12 protein-coding genes are annotated in these 16,195 nt (G+C 53.2%); 9 read left to right on the top strand and 3 right to left on the bottom strand.

Annotated elements, in window-relative coordinates; all coding sequences use genetic code 11:
• Positions 1-155: 155 nt before the first annotated feature.
• Positions 156-794 (top strand): HTH-type transcriptional regulator RutR, encoded by a 639-nt coding sequence (gene rutR / locus ACS0RQ_RS17240; RefSeq protein ID WP_271850867.1) that lies wholly within the window; start codon positions 156-158, stop codon positions 792-794.
• On the opposite strand, the gene ACS0RQ_RS17235 is transcribed toward rutR, so the two are convergent.
• Positions 791-1,186, bottom strand: a complete 396-nt coding sequence (locus ACS0RQ_RS17235) for a lysozyme inhibitor LprI family protein (protein ID WP_039078656.1) — start codon at positions 1,184-1,186, stop codon at positions 791-793. The genes rutR and ACS0RQ_RS17235 overlap by 4 nt on opposite strands.
• Positions 1,187-1,303: 117 nt before the next feature.
• On the bottom strand, positions 1,304-5,266 hold the full coding sequence (putA, locus tag ACS0RQ_RS17230) for a trifunctional transcriptional regulator/proline dehydrogenase/L-glutamate gamma-semialdehyde dehydrogenase (RefSeq protein WP_271850868.1): 3,963 nt from the start codon (positions 5,264-5,266) through the stop codon (positions 1,304-1,306).
• A gap of 388 nt (positions 5,267-5,654) precedes the next feature.
• On the opposite strand from putA, the gene putP reads away from it, so the two are divergent.
• Together putP and ACS0RQ_RS17220 are read left to right on the top strand one after the other, a co-directional pair.
• Positions 5,655-7,163, top strand: a complete 1,509-nt coding sequence (putP, locus tag ACS0RQ_RS17225; RefSeq protein ID WP_271850869.1) for a sodium/proline symporter PutP — start codon at positions 5,655-5,657, stop codon at positions 7,161-7,163.
• A gap of 100 nt (positions 7,164-7,263) precedes the next feature.
• Positions 7,264-7,695 (top strand): DUF3574 domain-containing protein, encoded by a 432-nt coding sequence (locus ACS0RQ_RS17220; protein WP_108701624.1) that lies wholly within the window; start codon positions 7,264-7,266, stop codon positions 7,693-7,695.
• A 35-nt stretch (positions 7,696-7,730) separates the two neighbouring features.
• Here the strand turns inward: ACS0RQ_RS17220 and ACS0RQ_RS17215 are convergent, their stop codons facing one another.
• Positions 7,731-8,915, bottom strand: a complete 1,185-nt coding sequence (locus ACS0RQ_RS17215) for a NupC/NupG family nucleoside CNT transporter (protein WP_271850908.1) — start codon at positions 8,913-8,915, stop codon at positions 7,731-7,733.
• Positions 8,916-9,192: 277 nt separating this feature from the next.
• Here ACS0RQ_RS17215 and efeU point away from each other — a divergent pair, with 277 nt between their 5' ends.
• The 6 genes from efeU (at position 9,193) to ACS0RQ_RS17185 (ending at position 16,192) form a co-directional block, all read left to right on the top strand.
• Positions 9,193-10,026 carry an iron uptake transporter permease EfeU gene (gene efeU / locus ACS0RQ_RS17210; protein ID WP_271850870.1) on the top strand — a complete coding sequence of 278 codons (834 nt, stop codon included), beginning with the start codon at positions 9,193-9,195 and terminating at the stop codon, positions 10,024-10,026.
• Positions 10,027-10,079: 53 nt separating this feature from the next.
• Positions 10,080-11,207, top strand: coding sequence for an iron uptake system protein EfeO (gene efeO, locus ACS0RQ_RS17205; protein ID WP_271850871.1), 1,128 nt, complete (start codon positions 10,080-10,082; stop codon positions 11,205-11,207).
• Between the two features lie 5 nt (positions 11,208-11,212).
• Positions 11,213-12,496, top strand: a complete 1,284-nt coding sequence (efeB, locus tag ACS0RQ_RS17200) for an iron uptake transporter deferrochelatase/peroxidase subunit (protein WP_271850872.1) — start codon at positions 11,213-11,215, stop codon at positions 12,494-12,496.
• Positions 12,497-13,037: 541 nt separating this feature from the next.
• The gene (gene phoH / locus ACS0RQ_RS17195) at positions 13,038-13,826 is read left to right on the top strand and encodes a phosphate starvation-inducible protein PhoH (RefSeq protein ID WP_039078777.1); all 789 of its coding nucleotides are present in this window, start codon (positions 13,038-13,040) and stop codon (positions 13,824-13,826) included.
• Positions 13,827-14,107: 281 nt separating this feature from the next.
• The gene (locus ACS0RQ_RS17190; protein WP_271850873.1) at positions 14,108-15,388 is read left to right on the top strand and encodes a hypothetical protein; all 1,281 of its coding nucleotides are present in this window, start codon (positions 14,108-14,110) and stop codon (positions 15,386-15,388) included.
• A 135-nt stretch (positions 15,389-15,523) separates the two neighbouring features.
• Positions 15,524-16,192, top strand: a complete 669-nt coding sequence (locus ACS0RQ_RS17185) for a YecA/YgfB family protein (RefSeq protein WP_271850874.1) — start codon at positions 15,524-15,526, stop codon at positions 16,190-16,192.
• Positions 16,193-16,195: the final 3 nt, after the last annotated feature.

The following is a 16,195-nucleotide window of genomic DNA, read 5'->3' as shown; positions in this document are numbered from 1 at the left end:
TGTTAAACAAAAGTTGACGAAATGCAGATTAAAAAAGTGGACTAAATGGTCAAAAACAGTGCACAAAAAACAGGCGCCCTTGCGCCATGGCTGTGCAGGGGTCGAGTCGGCTCGCGCCATTTGATATGCTGAGAAAAATCAATAAGGAGAAAAATATGGCGCAGGATACGGCGAAAAAAGTGGGCAAGCGGACGCAGGCGGTGAACGAGAAAAAAGAGGCCATTCTGGCTGCGGCGCTTGAGACCTTTTCCCTGTATGGCATTCACGGCACGCGCATAGAAAAGGTGGCGGAGCGAGCGGGGGTGTCGAAAACCAATCTTCTCTACTATTACCCTTCCAAAGAGGCGCTCTACCTTGCCGTGTTGCGGCACATTCTTGCTATCTGGCTGGCGCCGTTAAAAGCGTTTCGTGAGGACCTGACTCCGCTGGTGGCGATTGGGGAGTATATTCGCTTAAAGCTTGAAGTTTCGCGTGATAATCCGCAGGCGTCACGGTTGTTCTGCATGGAGATGCTGCAAGGCGCGCCGGTGCTGAAAGAAGAGCTGGAAGGATCGCTGAAAGCGCTGGTGGAAGAGAAATCGGCCATTATTGCCGGTTGGGTGGCCAGCGGCAAACTGGCACCGGTCGACCCGCATCATCTTATTTTTATGATTTGGGCCTCAACCCAGCATTATGCCGATTTCGCCACGCAGGTAGAGGCGGTGACCGGCACAACGTTACAGGATGAGGCCTTTTTTCAGCGCACGGTAGAAAACGTGCAGCGGATGGTGACCGAAGGTATCCGCGTGCGTTAGTTGGCGGTCGGGAAAGGGCAGCTCAGATCACCCTCACCGCACTGCAGGAGAGACGAAAGCCAGGCTTCGCGCTCGTTCGTTTTATCGGTCATGCACTGGTTGATGACCATAGGCTGCGCGCTGCCTTGTTCGGAGCCGGAGCCGATAAACGCACAGTCGGCATCACGCAGGGCAATCCAGTTTTTCTGCGCTTTTTTCAGTAAGTCACGCTGTTGTGGCGTGGCGCGTTTGAGTGCCGTCTGCCAGGTCTGGTTGAGCTTTTTGTCCGCCTTGTCGTATTGATCGGCGCTACACATGTTCATTTCTGTCTGCGAGATGGCGTTGTCGCAGTCCTCCGCCAGTGCGCTGGCGCTGACCAGCAAAACCACCCCTGCAATCAATAAACGTTTCATATTTTCTCCGTATAAAAAAATGCCGGATAGCATTGTGCATATCCGGCATACGGTACTACGGCTTCGCGCTGAATTGTAGCCCCGACATTCAGTACATTATCGGCGAGTTTTGCGCCCTTAGCCGATGGTCATCAGGCTGGCATTGCCGCCTGCGGCCGCGGTGTTGATACTCAGCGAACGCTCCAGCCATAAACGCTCCAGCAAAATGTTGCTCTCACCACGGGCAAAACCCTGTACCGAGATGATGGCGCCATCGCGCGTCGCGATATGTCCGCACAGTTCGCGTAGCTGATCGGAGTCACCGTGATAGATAACCGCATCAAATGGCTGTGAAAGCAGGTTATCGAGCGCGGCCAGCGTGATCCTTGCGCTGACACTCTCCGGTAGGGCGTTATGCAGGGTGCGGTGAAGTTCATCATCTGGCCACAATACCCGACAGCCGCTGGCGAGGGCTGCCGCAAGCTGTGTCAGGCTATCTTCTGCGTTATCGGCTATGCAGAGAACCGACTCGCGGGGCAGCAGCGTCCAGGTATTGCGTTCACCGGTAGGGCCGGGGAGTACGCGCTGGATCCCGGTCTGGGCCAGTTCGCCAAACCGCTGGCAAATGGCCTGCAATGCCGGTTTATCCTCTGCCCATTGTGTCAGCGCATCCAGCGGCTGGATCAGGCTCGGTTTAAGCTGTGCATCAAGCGGGAAGCGGGCATCGTGACGTGACAGCGTCTGCTTGATGGCCGTTTCCGGGCGGCTGGCGAGCAGGCGATAAAGATACAACGGTCCGCCAGCTTTGGGCCCGGTGCCAGAAAGCCCTTCGCCGCCGAAGGGCTGTACGCCCACGACCGCGCCGACCATGTTGCGGTTCACGTACAGGTTGCCGACATGCGCGCTGCCGGTCACCTGAGCGATGGTCTCATCGATACGGGTGTGAACACCCAGCGTCAGGCCATAACCTGCGGCATTAATCTGACTTACCAGTTTGTCGAGATCGTTGCGGCGGTAGCGCACCACATGCAGCACCGGACCAAAGACCTCTTTTTTCAGCTCGTCCACACTCTCCAGCTCAATCAGCGTTGGCATCACAAAAGTGCCGGTTCGCCATTCACGGGCATCAAGGGTATTTTCATGGGCCGTCTGGAACACCGGGCGACCTTTCTCGCGCATTGCCTGAATATGTTTCTCAATATTCTCTTTGGCTTCGCGGTCAATCACCGGACCGATATCCGTTGTCAGACGTCCCGGATTCCCCATGCGACATTCCGCCATCGCGCCGCGCAGCATAGTGAGGGTATGTTCGGCAATCTCTTCCTGCAGGCAGAGTACGCGCAGTGCCGAACAGCGCTGTCCGGCGCTATCAAAGGCCGAGGCGAGCACATCGACCACCACCTGCTCGGTCAACGCAGAAGAGTCGACAATCATTGCATTCAGCCCGCCTGTTTCGGCGATAAGCGGCGTTGGACGCCCTTGTGCATCCAGTCTTGTGGCAATATTGCGCTGTAACAGGCTTGCCACTTCCGTAGAACCGGTGAACATCACGCCGCGTACGCGGTTATCTGACGTCAACTGCGCGCCTACGGTTTCGCCCCGGCCTGGTAGCAGTTGCAGCACGCCCGACGGGACGCCCGCTTCCCGCAGAATAGCGATGCCCTGTGCGGCAATCAGCGGTGTCTGCTCTGCCGGTTTTGCCAACACGGTGTTACCGGCCGCCAGCGCAGCCGCGATTTGCCCGGTGAAAATCGCCAGTGGGAAGTTCCACGGGCTAATACAAACCACCGGACCCAGCGGGCGGTGGGTTTCGTTAGCAAAATCTTCCCGTACCTGGCCTGCGTAATAGCGCAGGAAATCGACCGCTTCGCGGACTTCGGCAATCGCATTGTTGAATGTTTTGCCTGCTTCACGTACCAGGATGCCGAGCAGTGTCTGCATCTGATCTTCCATCAGTACCGCCGCACGTTCGAGGATCGCCGCGCGCTCCTGGGGCGGGGTGGCAAACCAGATAGGCGCGTTATTCACCGCACTTTGCAGCGCGCGCGCCACTTCACTGCCGGAGGCTTCCCGAACATAGCCAACAACATCTTTCGGCTCTGCCGGGTTGAGCACGGGCTCCATTTCACCTTCCGTTACCGGGGTTTCCAGCAACGGTTTGGCCTGCCATTTCTGCGTCGTGCTGTTGAGCAGGGAAGAGGAGAGGGAGGCCAGCCGATGTTCATTGGCCAGATCCAGCCCTGCTGAGTTGATACGCCCCTGTCCGTACAGCCAGCGTGGCAGCGGGATTTTCGGATGCGGCAGGCCAACATGGCCTTCTTGTGTCGCCAGTTTCTCTACCGCCAGCACAGGGTCGGCCACCAGTTCATCGAGCGGCAGTGATGTATCGGCAATACGGTTCACAAAGGAGGTATTGGCGCCGTTTTCCAGCAGGCGACGCACCAGATAAGCCAGCAAGGTTTCGTGGGTGCCCACCGGAGCGTAGATGCGGCAAGGGCGGTTCAGCTTGCCGTCCGAGATTTTTCCGACCACCTGCTCGTAGAGCGGCTCACCCATGCCATGCAGACACTGAAACTCGTATTGGCCCGGATAGTAGTTTTGCCCCGCCAGTTGATAGATAGCGGCCAGAGTATGGGCGTTGTGGGTGGCGAACTGCGGGTAAATCAAATTCGGCACGGCGAGCAATTTTTTCGCGCAGGCCAGGTAGGAGACGTCGGTATAGACTTTGCGCGTATAGACCGGATAGCCCTCCAACCCTTCCATCTGCGCACGTTTGATCTCGCTATCCCAGTATGCGCCTTTCACCAGACGGATCATCAGGCGACGGCGACTACGTGAGGCCAGATCCGTCAGGTAATCAATGACGAACGGACAGCGTTTCTGGTAGGCCTGAATCACAAAACCGATGCCGTTCCAGCCCGCCAGTTCTGGTTCGAAACAGAGCTTTTCCAGCAGATCGAGGGAGATCTCCAGCCGGTCGGCCTCTTCGGCGTCGATATTGATGCCGATGTCATACTGGCAGGCCAGCAGCGCCAGTGATTTCAGGCGCGGGTAGAGCTCGTCCATCATTCTATCGTACTGGGCGCGGTTGTAGCGCGGGTGCAGCGCAGAGAGCTTAATGGAGATCCCCGGCCCTTCATAAATGCCGCGGCCATTAGAGGCTTTCCCAATCGCGTGGATCGCCTGTTGGTAAGAGACCATGTAGGCCTCAGCATCGGCAGCGGTCAGCGCGGCCTCACCCAACATATCGTAGGAGTAGCGGAACCCTTTTTCTTCCAGTTTGCGGGCGTTAGCCAGCGCTTCGGCAATGGTTTCCCCGGTGACGAACTGCTCGCCCATCAGGCGCATCGCCATGTCCACCCCTTTGCGGATCAGCGGTTCGCCGCTCTTGCCGATAATGCGGTTAAGCGAGTGCGACAGGCTGGCTTCGTTGTGGGTAGAGACCAGTTTGCCGGTAAAGAGCAGGCCCCAGGTGGCGGCATTAACGAACAGCGAGGCGCTGCGGCCAATATGCGACTGCCAGTTCCCATTGCTGATTTTGTCGCGGATCAGCGCATCACGGGTGGCCTTATCAGGAATGCGCAACAACGCCTCTGCCAGGCACATCAGGGCCACCCCTTCTTGTGAAGAAAGTGAAAATTCTTGCAACAAACTCTGTACCATACCCGCCCGGCCGGACGCGGTCTTTTGGTTACGCAACTTCGCCGCCAGTTGGCTGGCTAACTGCTGGGTATTTTCGGCAATTGGCGGCGCAAGACGCGCCTGCTCAAGCAGCATGGGAACCGCATCCGTTTCCGGGCGACGCCAGGCGGCGGTGATAGCGGCACGTGAAACCGACTGCGGCAAAATGTTTTCGGCGAATTCGAGGAAAGGCTGGGCACTTTCATCAGCGCTGCTATCGGCTTCATCGTTTTCGGCGTACTGACCCGCATGGGTCGCAGGCAATTCTGGAATTATTTCGTTATTTTCGAGTTTTTCCAGGTAGCTAAAGATGGCCTGCTTAATCAGCCAGTGTGGTGTGCGGTCAATTGATGCAGCAGCGGCTTTCAGTCGCTCACGCGTCGCATCATCAAGTTTAACGCCCATGGTGGTGGTACCCATGTTTTTCTCCTGCAATTTTTGTTGTGTGCAGACTATCCGTCATGTTGCAACTTTGTGCAACCTTGTTAAATGTGACTGAGTTAACAAGGTCAATATTGAACGATAAGTTAATTGTATGTAACTGGAATTGGCATACTGAATTACGGTTAAAAGCGAGTTAGTTTGCGGTAGATAACACTTTTTTAAGGTGCAACCTTTGAAAGTGTGACATGGTGCAACCTGATGGAAAATAATGACGGTTTCGGGATGAAATTAATGTAAATGCTGTGTTAAATCATTTGTGAATAACCGGGGCTTCCGGCAGGATACGGTCGCTTCATAACAACAATCACATCGCTACCCCGTTCCGGTGGTGAAGATAACGGGTAAATCCTGGAGACTTTTATTGATGGCAATTAGCACACCGCTGCTGGTGACCTTTTTCATTTATATCTTTGGCATGATTCTCATCGGGTTCTTTGCCTGGCGTTCAACAAAAAACTTTGATGACTATATTTTAGGTGGTCGTAGTCTGGGCCCGTTAGTGACTGCGTTATCCGCAGGGGCATCGGACATGAGCGGCTGGTTGCTGATGGGGCTGCCCGGCGCCATTTTTATCTCGGGTATTTCAGAAAGCTGGATCGCCATTGGCCTGACGCTTGGCGCGTGGGTCAACTGGAAACTGGTCGCAGGGCGCTTGCGCGTGCATACCGAGGTCAACAATAACGCCCTGACGCTGCCGGACTATTTTACCGGCCGTTTTGAAGATAAAAGCCGCCTGCTGCGTATTATTTCGGCGGTCGTCATTCTGGTGTTCTTCACTATTTACTGTGCCTCCGGCATCGTGGCGGGCGCGCGTCTGTTTGAAAGTACCTTCGGCATGACATATGAGCACGCGCTATGGGCGGGTGCGGCGGCAACCATCATCTATACCTTTATCGGCGGTTTCCTGGCGGTAAGCTGGACCGATACCGTACAGGCGAGTCTGATGATTTTCGCCCTGATCCTGACCCCGGTGATTGTGATCCTCTCCGTGGGCGGCCTTGCGGATTCGCTGGAAGTTATCAAGCAGAAAAGCATCGAAAATATCGACATGCTGAAAGGGCTGAACTTCGTTGCCATTATTTCGTTGATGGGCTGGGGGCTGGGATATTTCGGTCAGCCGCATATCCTGGCGCGCTTTATGGCGGCGGATTCCCACCACAGCATCGTCCATGCCCGCCGTATCAGCATGACCTGGATGGTCCTGTGCCTTGCCGGAGCCGTTGCCGTGGGCTTCTTCGGGATTGCCTATTTTAATAACCACCCTGAACAGGCTGGCGCGGTCAATCAGAACGCAGAACGCGTATTCATTGAACTGGCACAGATTCTGTTTAATCCGTGGATTGCCGGGGTGCTGCTGTCAGCGATTCTGGCGGCGGTAATGTCCACCCTGAGCTGCCAGTTGCTGGTGTGCTCCAGCGCACTGACCGAAGATTTCTACAAAGCGTTCCTGCGTAAAAACGCCGGACAGATCGAACTGGTCTGGGTTGGCCGCGTGATGGTGCTGCTGGTGGCGCTGGTATCCATTGCGCTGGCGGCGAACCCGGAAAACCGCGTGCTGGGTCTGGTCAGCTACGCATGGGCAGGCTTTGGCGCGGCGTTTGGCCCGGTTGTGCTGTTCTCGGTCATGTGGTCAAAAATGACCCGCAACGGCGCGCTGGCCGGGATGGTTATCGGTGCGGTCACCGTTATCGTCTGGAAGCAGTTCGCCTGGCTGGGGCTGTATGAGATCATTCCGGGCTTTGTGTTCGGTAGCCTTGGCATTGTGATATTCAGCCTGCTGGGTAAAGCACCGTCTCGCGCAATGCAAGACCGCTTCGCCGAAGCAGACGCACATTATCACTCTGCGCCACCGACGCGCTTGCAGGCCGACTGATCCCTCTTGCTAAACCCGCTTCGGCGGGTTTTTTCTTGATATAACAGTGCATTTACGCTCTTATCACATTGCTTATAACAATGAGGATAGCAAGATGAAGATGAAGATAAAGACAGGGGTTACTGCACTGGCGTTCGCGGGTTTACTGGCAGGCTGCGTCGCACAGCCAGCAAAACAGGCGCAGCAGCCGGCCCAGAGCTGCAAAGCCGACAATCAGATGCAACAAACCACGCTCTATTTCGGCTTAAGCCGCCCGGCAGGGAAAGATGTCACCGCACAGGAGTGGCAGCAGTTTGTCGATACGGACGTGACGCCGCGCTTTCGTGATGGCCTGACGGTGTTTGACGCGCGCGGACAATGGCTGGGTAACGACGGCAAAGTGGCGAAGGAAGCGAGCAAAGCGTTAATGCTGATCCACGGGAAAGATGCCGGAAGTGAAAGCAATATCGAAACGCTGCGCACGCTCTACAAAACCCGTTTCGGTCAGGAGTCTGTGATGCGCGTAGATCAACCGGTTTGCGTACAGTTCTGATAAAAAAACGGCGGGCGTGAAGCCCGCCGTGAGGATTAAAGTACAACGCCTGCAAAAGCGGCGGAAAGCAGGCTTACCAGCGTTGCACCATAGACCAGGCGCAAACCGAAGCGTGACACGACATTCCCCTGCTGCTCGTTAAGCCCTTTAATGGCGCCCGCCACGATGCCGATTGAGGCGAAGTTGGCGAACGACACCAGGAAGACGGAGAGGATCCCAAGCCCGCGCGGCGTCATTTCAGCGGCAACTTTCTGCAGTTCGATCATCGCCACAAACTCGTTAGCCACCAGTTTGGTCGCCATAATGCTGCCCGCATGCAGGGCATCCGAAAGCGGAATGCCGACCAGCCACGCCAGCGGATAGAACACATAACCAAGAATTTGCTGGAAGCTGATGCCAAACAGGGCAGAGAAGAGAGCATTGACCGCGCTAATCAGGGCAATAAAACCAATCAGCATGGCCAGGATAATCATCGCCACTTTGAAACCGGCCAGAATATATTCCCCCAGCATCTCAAAGAAACTTTGTGATTCGTGGAGTTTTTCCAGCTTAATTTCCGGTTCGGCTTCCGGGCGCGTCGGGTTAATGACTGACAGGATAATAAAGGTGCTGAACATATTAAGGATTAACGCCGCCACCACATATTTTGCATCCAGCATCGTCATATAGGCGCCGACAATCGACAGCGATACCGTCGACATCGCGGTTGCGGCCATAGTGAACAGACGACGTGAGGACAGGTCGGCCAGAATCCCTTTGTAGGCAATGAAGTTTTCCGACTGGCCAAGGATCAGCGAGCTGACTGCGTTAAACGACTCCAGCTTGCCCATGCCGTTGAGTTTTGACAGCAGTGTGCCGATAAGGCGAATAAAAATCGGCAGAATACGCCAGTGCTGCAAAATACCGATCAGCGCGGAAATAAAAACGATAGGGCACAGAACGCCGAGGAAAATAAACGCCAGCCCTTTTTCACTCATCCCGCCAAAGACAAAACCGGTGCCTTCACCTGCAAATTTGAGCAGTGTTTCAAAAAAGCCAGAGACATATTTAATAAGCGTCTGTCCGCTTTGCGCATGCAAAAAGAACCATGCCAGCGCCAGTTCAATAACCACTAATTGCAGAATAAAGCGCACGCGAACTTTGCGGCGGTCAAAGCTGGTGAGCCATGCCAGAGCCAGAATGACGACCAGCGCCAGCAGAAAATGTAGGAAGTTGATCATGTCGAAAATTGTGCAGGTAATTGGGGCGCTCATTTAGCCACAGCCCGTATACTCAGTAAACAAAAAGTTAATGATTTGTAAGCTAACTTTTTGCCATATACCTTCTGATTCTGCATAACAGCCGTTTCGATTAGCCTTAGCCAGCTATCCGGTTACATCCTTTCATTATTCAGATTAATTTTCGCTTGAGTTTCTTTTTTCCGTAATGATAATCACTATCAAAGAAATTTACTTTTCTTTTCAGCAATTGACCATTGATGACAGCAGAGGCGTCCGCATGTTTGTTCCATTTCTCATTATGTTACGTGAAGGCCTCGAAGCGGCACTGATCGTAAGTTTGATTGCCAGTTACCTTAAGCGCACTCAGCGCGGACGCTGGATTGGCGTGATGTGGATAGGCGTATTCCTCGCCGCGGCGCTATGTCTGGCGCTCGGCATCATCATTAACGAAACCACCGGTGAGTTCCCGCAGAAAGAGCAGGAGCTGTTTGAAGGTATTGTCGCGGTGATTGCCGTGGTGATCCTGACATGGATGGTCTTCTGGATGCGCAAAGTCTCCCGCAACGTCAAAGTGCAACTGGAGCAGGCGGTAGATAACGCCCTCGCCAGCCGAAACAACCATGGCTGGGCGCTGATCATGATGGTCTTCTTCGCCGTGGCGCGCGAAGGGCTGGAATCGGTCTTCTTTCTGCTGGCGGCCTTCCAGCAAGATGTGGGGATCTGGCCGCCTGTGGGCGCGGTGCTTGGGCTGGTTACTGCCGTGGTACTCGGCTTCCTGCTCTACTGGGGCGGCATTCGTCTGAACCTTGGTGCGTTCTTCAAATGGACCAGCCTGTTTATTTTGCTGGTTGCGGCAGGTCTGGCGGCAGGGGCGATTCGCGCCTTTCATGAGGCCGGACTGTGGAACCACTTCCAGGATGTGGCGTTCGATCTGAGTAACGTGCTGACTACGCACTCCCTGACGGGCACGCTGCTGGAAGGTATTTTCGGCTATCAGGAGACACCGAGCGTCAGCGAAGTTGGCGTCTGGTTCCTCTACTTAATTCCTGCGCTGGTGCTGTATGTCATGCCATCGCGCTCAGGCTCGCAGCCTTCCAGAGCTGCACAATAATCGCTGTACCGGGTGAATTATAGTTACAACATACTTTAAGAAGGGAAGGGGTCATGGCAATTCATTTTCGTCGTAGTGCGTTACAGGCAGGGATCGCAACGCTGCTTTCTTGCGCGTTTGCTGCCCATGCAGCGGATGTCCCTCAGGTAAAAGTGACCGTCACGGACAAGCAGTGTGAGCCGATGAATCTGACGGTAAACGCGGGTAAAACGCAGTTCCTCATCGTCAACCAGAGTCAGAAGGCGCTGGAGTGGGAAATCCTCAAAGGGGTGCTGGTGGTTGAAGAGCGCGAAAACATTGCGCCGGGCTTTAGCCAGAAGCTGACCGCTAACCTGCAGCCGGGTGAATATGACATGACCTGCGGCCTGCTTACCAACCCGAAAGGCAAACTCATCGTTAAAGGCCAGGCGACGGCGGATGCGGCAAAAAGCGAAGCGCTGCTGAGCCTTGGCACTGCTATCACCGACTATAAAGCCTACGTGACGGCCGAGACAGCCGAACTGGTCAAAGGGACAAAAGCCTTTACCGATGCGGTGAAAGCGGGCGATATCGAAAAAGCGAAATCGCTGTATGCGCCGACGCGCCAGCACTATGAGCGTATTGAACCGATTGCTGAGCTGTTCTCCGACCTGGACGGCAGTATTGATGCCCGCGAAGATGACTACGAGAAGAAGGCGGACGATCCGAAATTCACCGGTTTCCACCGTCTGGAAAAAGCCCTGTTTGGCGACAACTCGGTGAAAGGCATGGACACCTATGCTGACCAGCTCTACACCGACGTGCAGGATCTGCAAAAACGCATCAGCGAGCTGGCTTTCCCGCCGTCAAAAGTGGTGGGTGGCGCTGCGGGTCTGATTGAAGAGGTCGCAGCGACCAAAATCAGCGGTGAAGAAGACCGCTACAGCCATACCGATCTGTGGGATTTCCAGGCTAACGTCGATGGCGCACAGAAAATTGTCAACCTGCTGCGTCCGCAGTTGCAGAAAAACAACGCCGAACTGCTCGGTAAAGTGGATGCGAACTTTAAGAAAGTCGACGCTATTCTGGCGAAATACCGTACCAAAGACGGCTACGAGACCTATGACAAGCTGACGGATGCTGACCGTAACGCGCTTAAAGGGCCAATCACGACGCTGGCGGAAGATCTCGCTCAACTGCGCGGTGTGCTCGGTCTGGACTAACTATCATGAATGACAAAGAAGAGTACGGCGTTAGCGAGCCTTCGCGTCGCCGTTTATTAAAAGGTATGGGCGCGCTGGGAGGCGCCCTTGCCCTGGCCGGAGGATGCCCGGTGGCGCATGCGGCCAAACCGCAAAGTGCGCCAGGCACACTCTCGCCGAATGCGCGCATGGAAAAGCAGCCCTTTTATGGTGAGCATCAGGCCGGGATTTTGACGCCGCAACAGGCGTCGATGATGCTGGTGGCGTTTGATGTACTGGCGTCCGACAAAGCCGATTTGCAGCGTCTGTTTCGTCTGTTAACGCAGCGTATCGCTTTTCTGACAGAAGGGGGGCCGGCGCCGGAAACCCCCAATCCGCGCCTGCCGCCGATGGATTCCGGTATTCTCGGGCCGTTTATCGCACCGGATAATCTGACCATCACGGTTTCGTTGGGCGACTCTCTGTTCGATGACCGCTTTGGCCTGCGTGCGCAAAAGCCGAAAAAATTGCAAAAGATGGAGCGCTTTCCCAACGATGCGCTGGTCTCTTCATTAAGCCACGGTGACCTGCTGGTACAAATCTGCGCCAATACCCAGGACACAGTGATTCATGCTCTGCGCGATTTGATCAAACACACGCCAGATTTACTGAGCGTTCGCTGGAAACGAGAAGGGTTTATCTCCGACCACGCCGCGCGCAGTAAAGGAAAGGAGACGCCGGTAAACCTGTTGGGCTTTAAGGATGGTACGGCAAACCCGGACAGCAATGATAACGCGCTGATGGAGAAGGTTGTGTGGGTAACAAGCGATCAGGCGGAGCCTGCATGGGCTGTGGGCGGTAGCTATCAGGCCGTGCGTATCATTCAGTTTCACGTGGAGTTTTGGGATCGTACGCCACTCAAAGAGCAGCAGACTATCTTTGGTCGCGATAAGCAAACCGGCGCGCCGCTGGGGATGCACAACGAGCATGATGTCCCCGATTACGCCAGCGACCCCGGTGGCGATGTGATTGCCCTGGACAGCCATATTCGTCTGGCAAATCCGCGTACGCCAGAGACGCAGTCGAGCCTGATGATGCGCCGGGGTTATAGCTATTCCCTGGGTGTCACCAATGCCGGGCAGCTTGATATGGGACTCCTGTTTGTCTGCTATCAGCACGACCTGGAGAAGGGTTTTCTGACCGTGCAAAAACGTCTCAATGGCGAAGCGCTGGAGGAGTATATTAAGCCCATCGGCGGCGGCTACTTCTTCGTGCTGCCAGGGGTTAAAGACCAAAACCAGTATCTCGGGCAAGCACTGCTCGAAGCCTGAAAAAGAATCCTGCCTGAAGCCAGGCAGGATAATCTCTTATCTGTAGCATCCGTTCACACTTTTTCTGCCATCAAAATATCGATTTTTCGTATTAGAAAGTATCTGTTATTTTTCTGTAATATTCTTCGTAGACACTCTTTTCCATAGCGCAGGGTAAACGCTCGTTACCTTTTGGTGAAAATAATGTTGCGTTTATGATAATTCCTGATGTACTTATTACATAGAATTACTGCCCTGCGGTGATGTCGTCACCTGGAGATCGCGGATGGTAAAGTCCACAACTGGACGTAACACCAACAAACAGCGCAACACCCGGCTCGGGGATGCACACTCCGGCAGTAAACGCTTCACCTCTGAATTTCTCTCCTTCATTCCTGTTTCTGATTTAACCGACATGGCAAGCGCTGATGACGGCTGCTTTGTTATGTCAATTTCAAAGGCAAGACATGGCTTAAAAGGAAGCCAAACCTCAGACGTTCGTGCGCATAATCGTGCCGATTTTGGTGCGTGTGATGTAAACCAACAACTCAAGGTGCTATCCATGGGAAGACAGAAAGCAGTGATCAAAGCTCGTCGTGAAGCTAAACGTGTGCTGAGACGCGATTCGCGCAGTCACAAACAGCGTGAAGAAGAGTCGGTCACCTCGCTTGTGCAGATGAGTGGCGTTGAAGCAATTGGAATGGCAAGGGATAGCCGTGATAATTCACCGATTGTTGCGCGTAATGAAGCTCAGGCGCAGTACCTGAATGCTATCGAGAGTAAACAACTGATATTCGCGACCGGGGAAGCCGGCTGCGGTAAAACATGGATCAGCGCGGCGAAAGCGGCGGAAGCCCTGATTCATAAGGATGTGGACAGGATTATTGTAACCCGACCGGTTCTGCAGGCCGACGAAGATCTCGGCTTCTTACCTGGTGATATTTCGGAGAAGTTCGCCCCTTATTTCCGGCCCGTCTATGATGTGCTGGTGAAAAGGCTGGGTGCGTCCTTCATGCAATACTGCCTGCGACCAGAGATTGGTAAGGTAGAGATCGCGCCGTTCGCCTATATGCGCGGACGTACCTTTGAAAATGCGGTTGTCATTCTTGACGAGGCTCAGAATGTGACCGCTGCGCAAATGAAAATGTTCTTAACGCGCCTCGGGGAAAATGTGACGGTAATCGTCAACGGTGATGTGACTCAGTGTGATTTGCCCCGCGGGGTGCAGTCCGGTCTGAGCGATGCGCTGTCGCGTTTTGAGGAAGATGAGATGGTAGGGGTGGTGCGTTTCACCACAGACGATTGCGTCCGCTCCGCACTCTGCCAGAGAACGCTGAAAGCCTACTACTAAGCCTTTTTAGCGCATGACAAGGGCCCGGGAAACCGGGCTTTTTTTTGCTTTAAATAAAATCATTAACGGGTTTCACGTGTACTAAAACAGGTGGGTACATGTCGTCTGATAATCCTGTTAGTGTTACGCGCCGTTTTTTAATTATCAACATTGCCGTTGGCTATTTCGCCTGACCTGAATGTGACAACTTCTGCGGACTGGACGCTGCCACTGATTGTTTTTAGGTGATGCTGATAAATGCGGAACATAAAGCAAAAGTGCCATTATTTTAAGAGGGAATTATGCGCGGGATTGTATGTATTTTAGGGCTGTCAGTCGTATTGGTTGGCTGCGATAAAGCGGTTGAAGATAAAAAAATTTCTGAACTGACAAGTGAAGAAGCTCAGACTTTATGTAAGTCGCCACAGGCAATTGAGCAATTAACGAACAACTTCAAAGCGGGCACCAGTGAGTTTTTAACCCAACATCCCTTTAACTATTATCCTTTTAGCGATCGTAACGTTGACTCGACCAAAAGCATTACTGATTCGGACCTGAGAAGAAAAAGTCGTATTGATGACAGTTTTCTCTATTCCGCTGATATCTTCAATAAAGGCTTTGGTCAGACAGACGTTCTGAAAATAAGTAACCCGACGCTTTCTGCAACAGGCCAGGACAGCCTGACCTGTAGTGCCCAGGCTGATTTCAGCAGTGATGAGATTTACGGTAAAGCCTTCTCAACGCCGGTCTCCTATACCATCACTAAGGCTGACAAGAAAATTATCACCGAAGGGAAATTCGCGCTGACCGACATGAAGCAGAGCAAAGTCGAGCCGACTGCGGGCCAAAAGGCGTGGCGTGATAAATATGAAGCAGAATTAAATGCAAGAGATCAGGCGCTGAAAAACGTTGCCGACAGCGAATACCAGCCGATTTCTACAAAAGATCTCTTTTATATCTATTTTGCCCAGACACCGCGCCAGTTTAACGATGATGAACTGATGGGACTCTTTAGCAACAAATGGAACAACACCAGCGATTCATTTGCGAAAGAAGACATCAAAAAAGAAGAACTGCCGCAAATTAAAGCAAAAATTGCGCAATATAAAGACATCAAAAATATCGTCATTTATTCCACCACCGATGGTTCTTATCATGATGAGGACTTCCTGAAGCTGAAAACAGCGTCGGGTGAAAACGCGATCAAAATTAACGACATGGGGATCTTTACCCTTACCGATAGCAGCTATGACTTTGCAAAGAAAGGCTATGAATATCATAACTTCCTTTGCAACATGAACGGTGGCATCACCGTCAACGAACGGGGCGTATCGTTATCTGTCGATAAGACTGTCCGTGGCTGCACAGTGCTGGTTCCTGACGATCAGGCCCGTGAGATCTCTGCGAAGTTCGCTGATTTCAAAGGCAAAGGCAAAAATGTCAGCACCGCAGCGAAATATTTCATTCATATTGACAGCATTAATGGCGATCGTAATACCATTGAGGCAACGCTGGTAAAAGATGATGTACAGCTTATCGACCCTGACACTAAAGCGGTGATTTTGCATACGGTCATCAATTAAAAGGCTGTTCAGCGCAACGAAAAATTGACGCCAGAATCCTTATTATAAATAGCCGGGCTTGTCCCGGCTTTTTTACGCTTATCGTTTCTGTGATACCCTTCTTTTTTATCCCTTATGCCATCAGGAGAGTCGTAAATGACCGAAGGCCCGTTAAATGAAAATGAATTGCAGTGGCTGGAAGAGACATTGGTCGCTTATGGCCACAACGATGAGTCCGTACTCGATGTGGCGGAGCTGGATGGTATGTTGACCGCCGTATTGTCCGGCCCGGTGGTTGTCGAGCCGGATCGCTGGCTGGTGGCCGTATGGGGCGGCGAAAAGAACATTCCGCGCTGGAAAAACGATCGTGAAATGAATCGTTTTATCGATCTCTGCTTTAAACATTTGAACGATATTGCCGAGCGCCTGAGTGATTACCCGGATCAGTTTGAACCCGTCTTTGGTTACAACGAAGTGGACGGTAAGAGCTACACGGTGGTTGAAGAGTGGTGTTTTGGCTATATGCGCGGCGTGGCGCTAACCGACTGGTCAGGCTTGCCGGAGGAGCGTAAGGCCGATCTGGATATTATTGCCTTGCACGGGCTGGAAGAAAACTTTGAGCGACTGGATGAATTCACCGAAGAGGAATTCAATGAAAGCGTAGAGGCTATCAGGCCTGCCGCTCTGCGTCTGTATGAGTACTGGTCGGCGAATCCACAACAGGCTGTTGCTCAGAAACCGCAGGTGAATGGTGTAAAAGTAGGGCGTAACGATCCTTGCCCGTGCGGCAGCGGTAAGAAATTCAAAAGCTGCTGCCTGCACTAAAAA

Source organism: Phytobacter diazotrophicus, from assembly GCF_052061655.1.
Lineage (GTDB): Bacteria > Pseudomonadota > Gammaproteobacteria > Enterobacterales > Enterobacteriaceae > Phytobacter > Phytobacter diazotrophicus.
Note: the sequence above shows the minus strand (reverse complement) of the source record. Positions and strands in the feature narration are given on the sequence as shown.

Coding starts and splice junctions, on each gene's coding strand:
- ACS0RQ_RS17190 (WP_271850873.1), top strand. CDS start 14,108: ATGCGCGGGATTGTATGTATTTTAGGGCTGTCAGTCGTATTGGTTGGC.
- putP (WP_271850869.1), top strand. CDS start 5,655: ATGGCAATTAGCACACCGCTGCTGGTGACCTTTTTCATTTATATCTTT.
- efeU (WP_271850870.1), top strand. CDS start 9,193: ATGTTTGTTCCATTTCTCATTATGTTACGTGAAGGCCTCGAAGCGGCA.
- ACS0RQ_RS17235 (WP_039078656.1), bottom strand. CDS start 1,186: ATGAAACGTTTATTGATTGCAGGGGTGGTTTTGCTGGTCAGCGCCAGC.
- phoH (WP_039078777.1), top strand. CDS start 13,038: ATGGGAAGACAGAAAGCAGTGATCAAAGCTCGTCGTGAAGCTAAACGT.
- efeO (WP_271850871.1), top strand. CDS start 10,080: ATGGCAATTCATTTTCGTCGTAGTGCGTTACAGGCAGGGATCGCAACG.
- efeB (WP_271850872.1), top strand. CDS start 11,213: ATGAATGACAAAGAAGAGTACGGCGTTAGCGAGCCTTCGCGTCGCCGT.
- putA (WP_271850868.1), bottom strand. CDS start 5,266: ATGGGTACCACCACCATGGGCGTTAAACTTGATGATGCGACGCGTGAG.
- ACS0RQ_RS17215 (WP_271850908.1), bottom strand. CDS start 8,915: ATGATCAACTTCCTACATTTTCTGCTGGCGCTGGTCGTCATTCTGGCT.
- ACS0RQ_RS17185 (WP_271850874.1), top strand. CDS start 15,524: ATGACCGAAGGCCCGTTAAATGAAAATGAATTGCAGTGGCTGGAAGAG.
- ACS0RQ_RS17220 (WP_108701624.1), top strand. CDS start 7,264: ATGAAGATAAAGACAGGGGTTACTGCACTGGCGTTCGCGGGTTTACTG.
- rutR (WP_271850867.1), top strand. CDS start 156: ATGGCGCAGGATACGGCGAAAAAAGTGGGCAAGCGGACGCAGGCGGTG.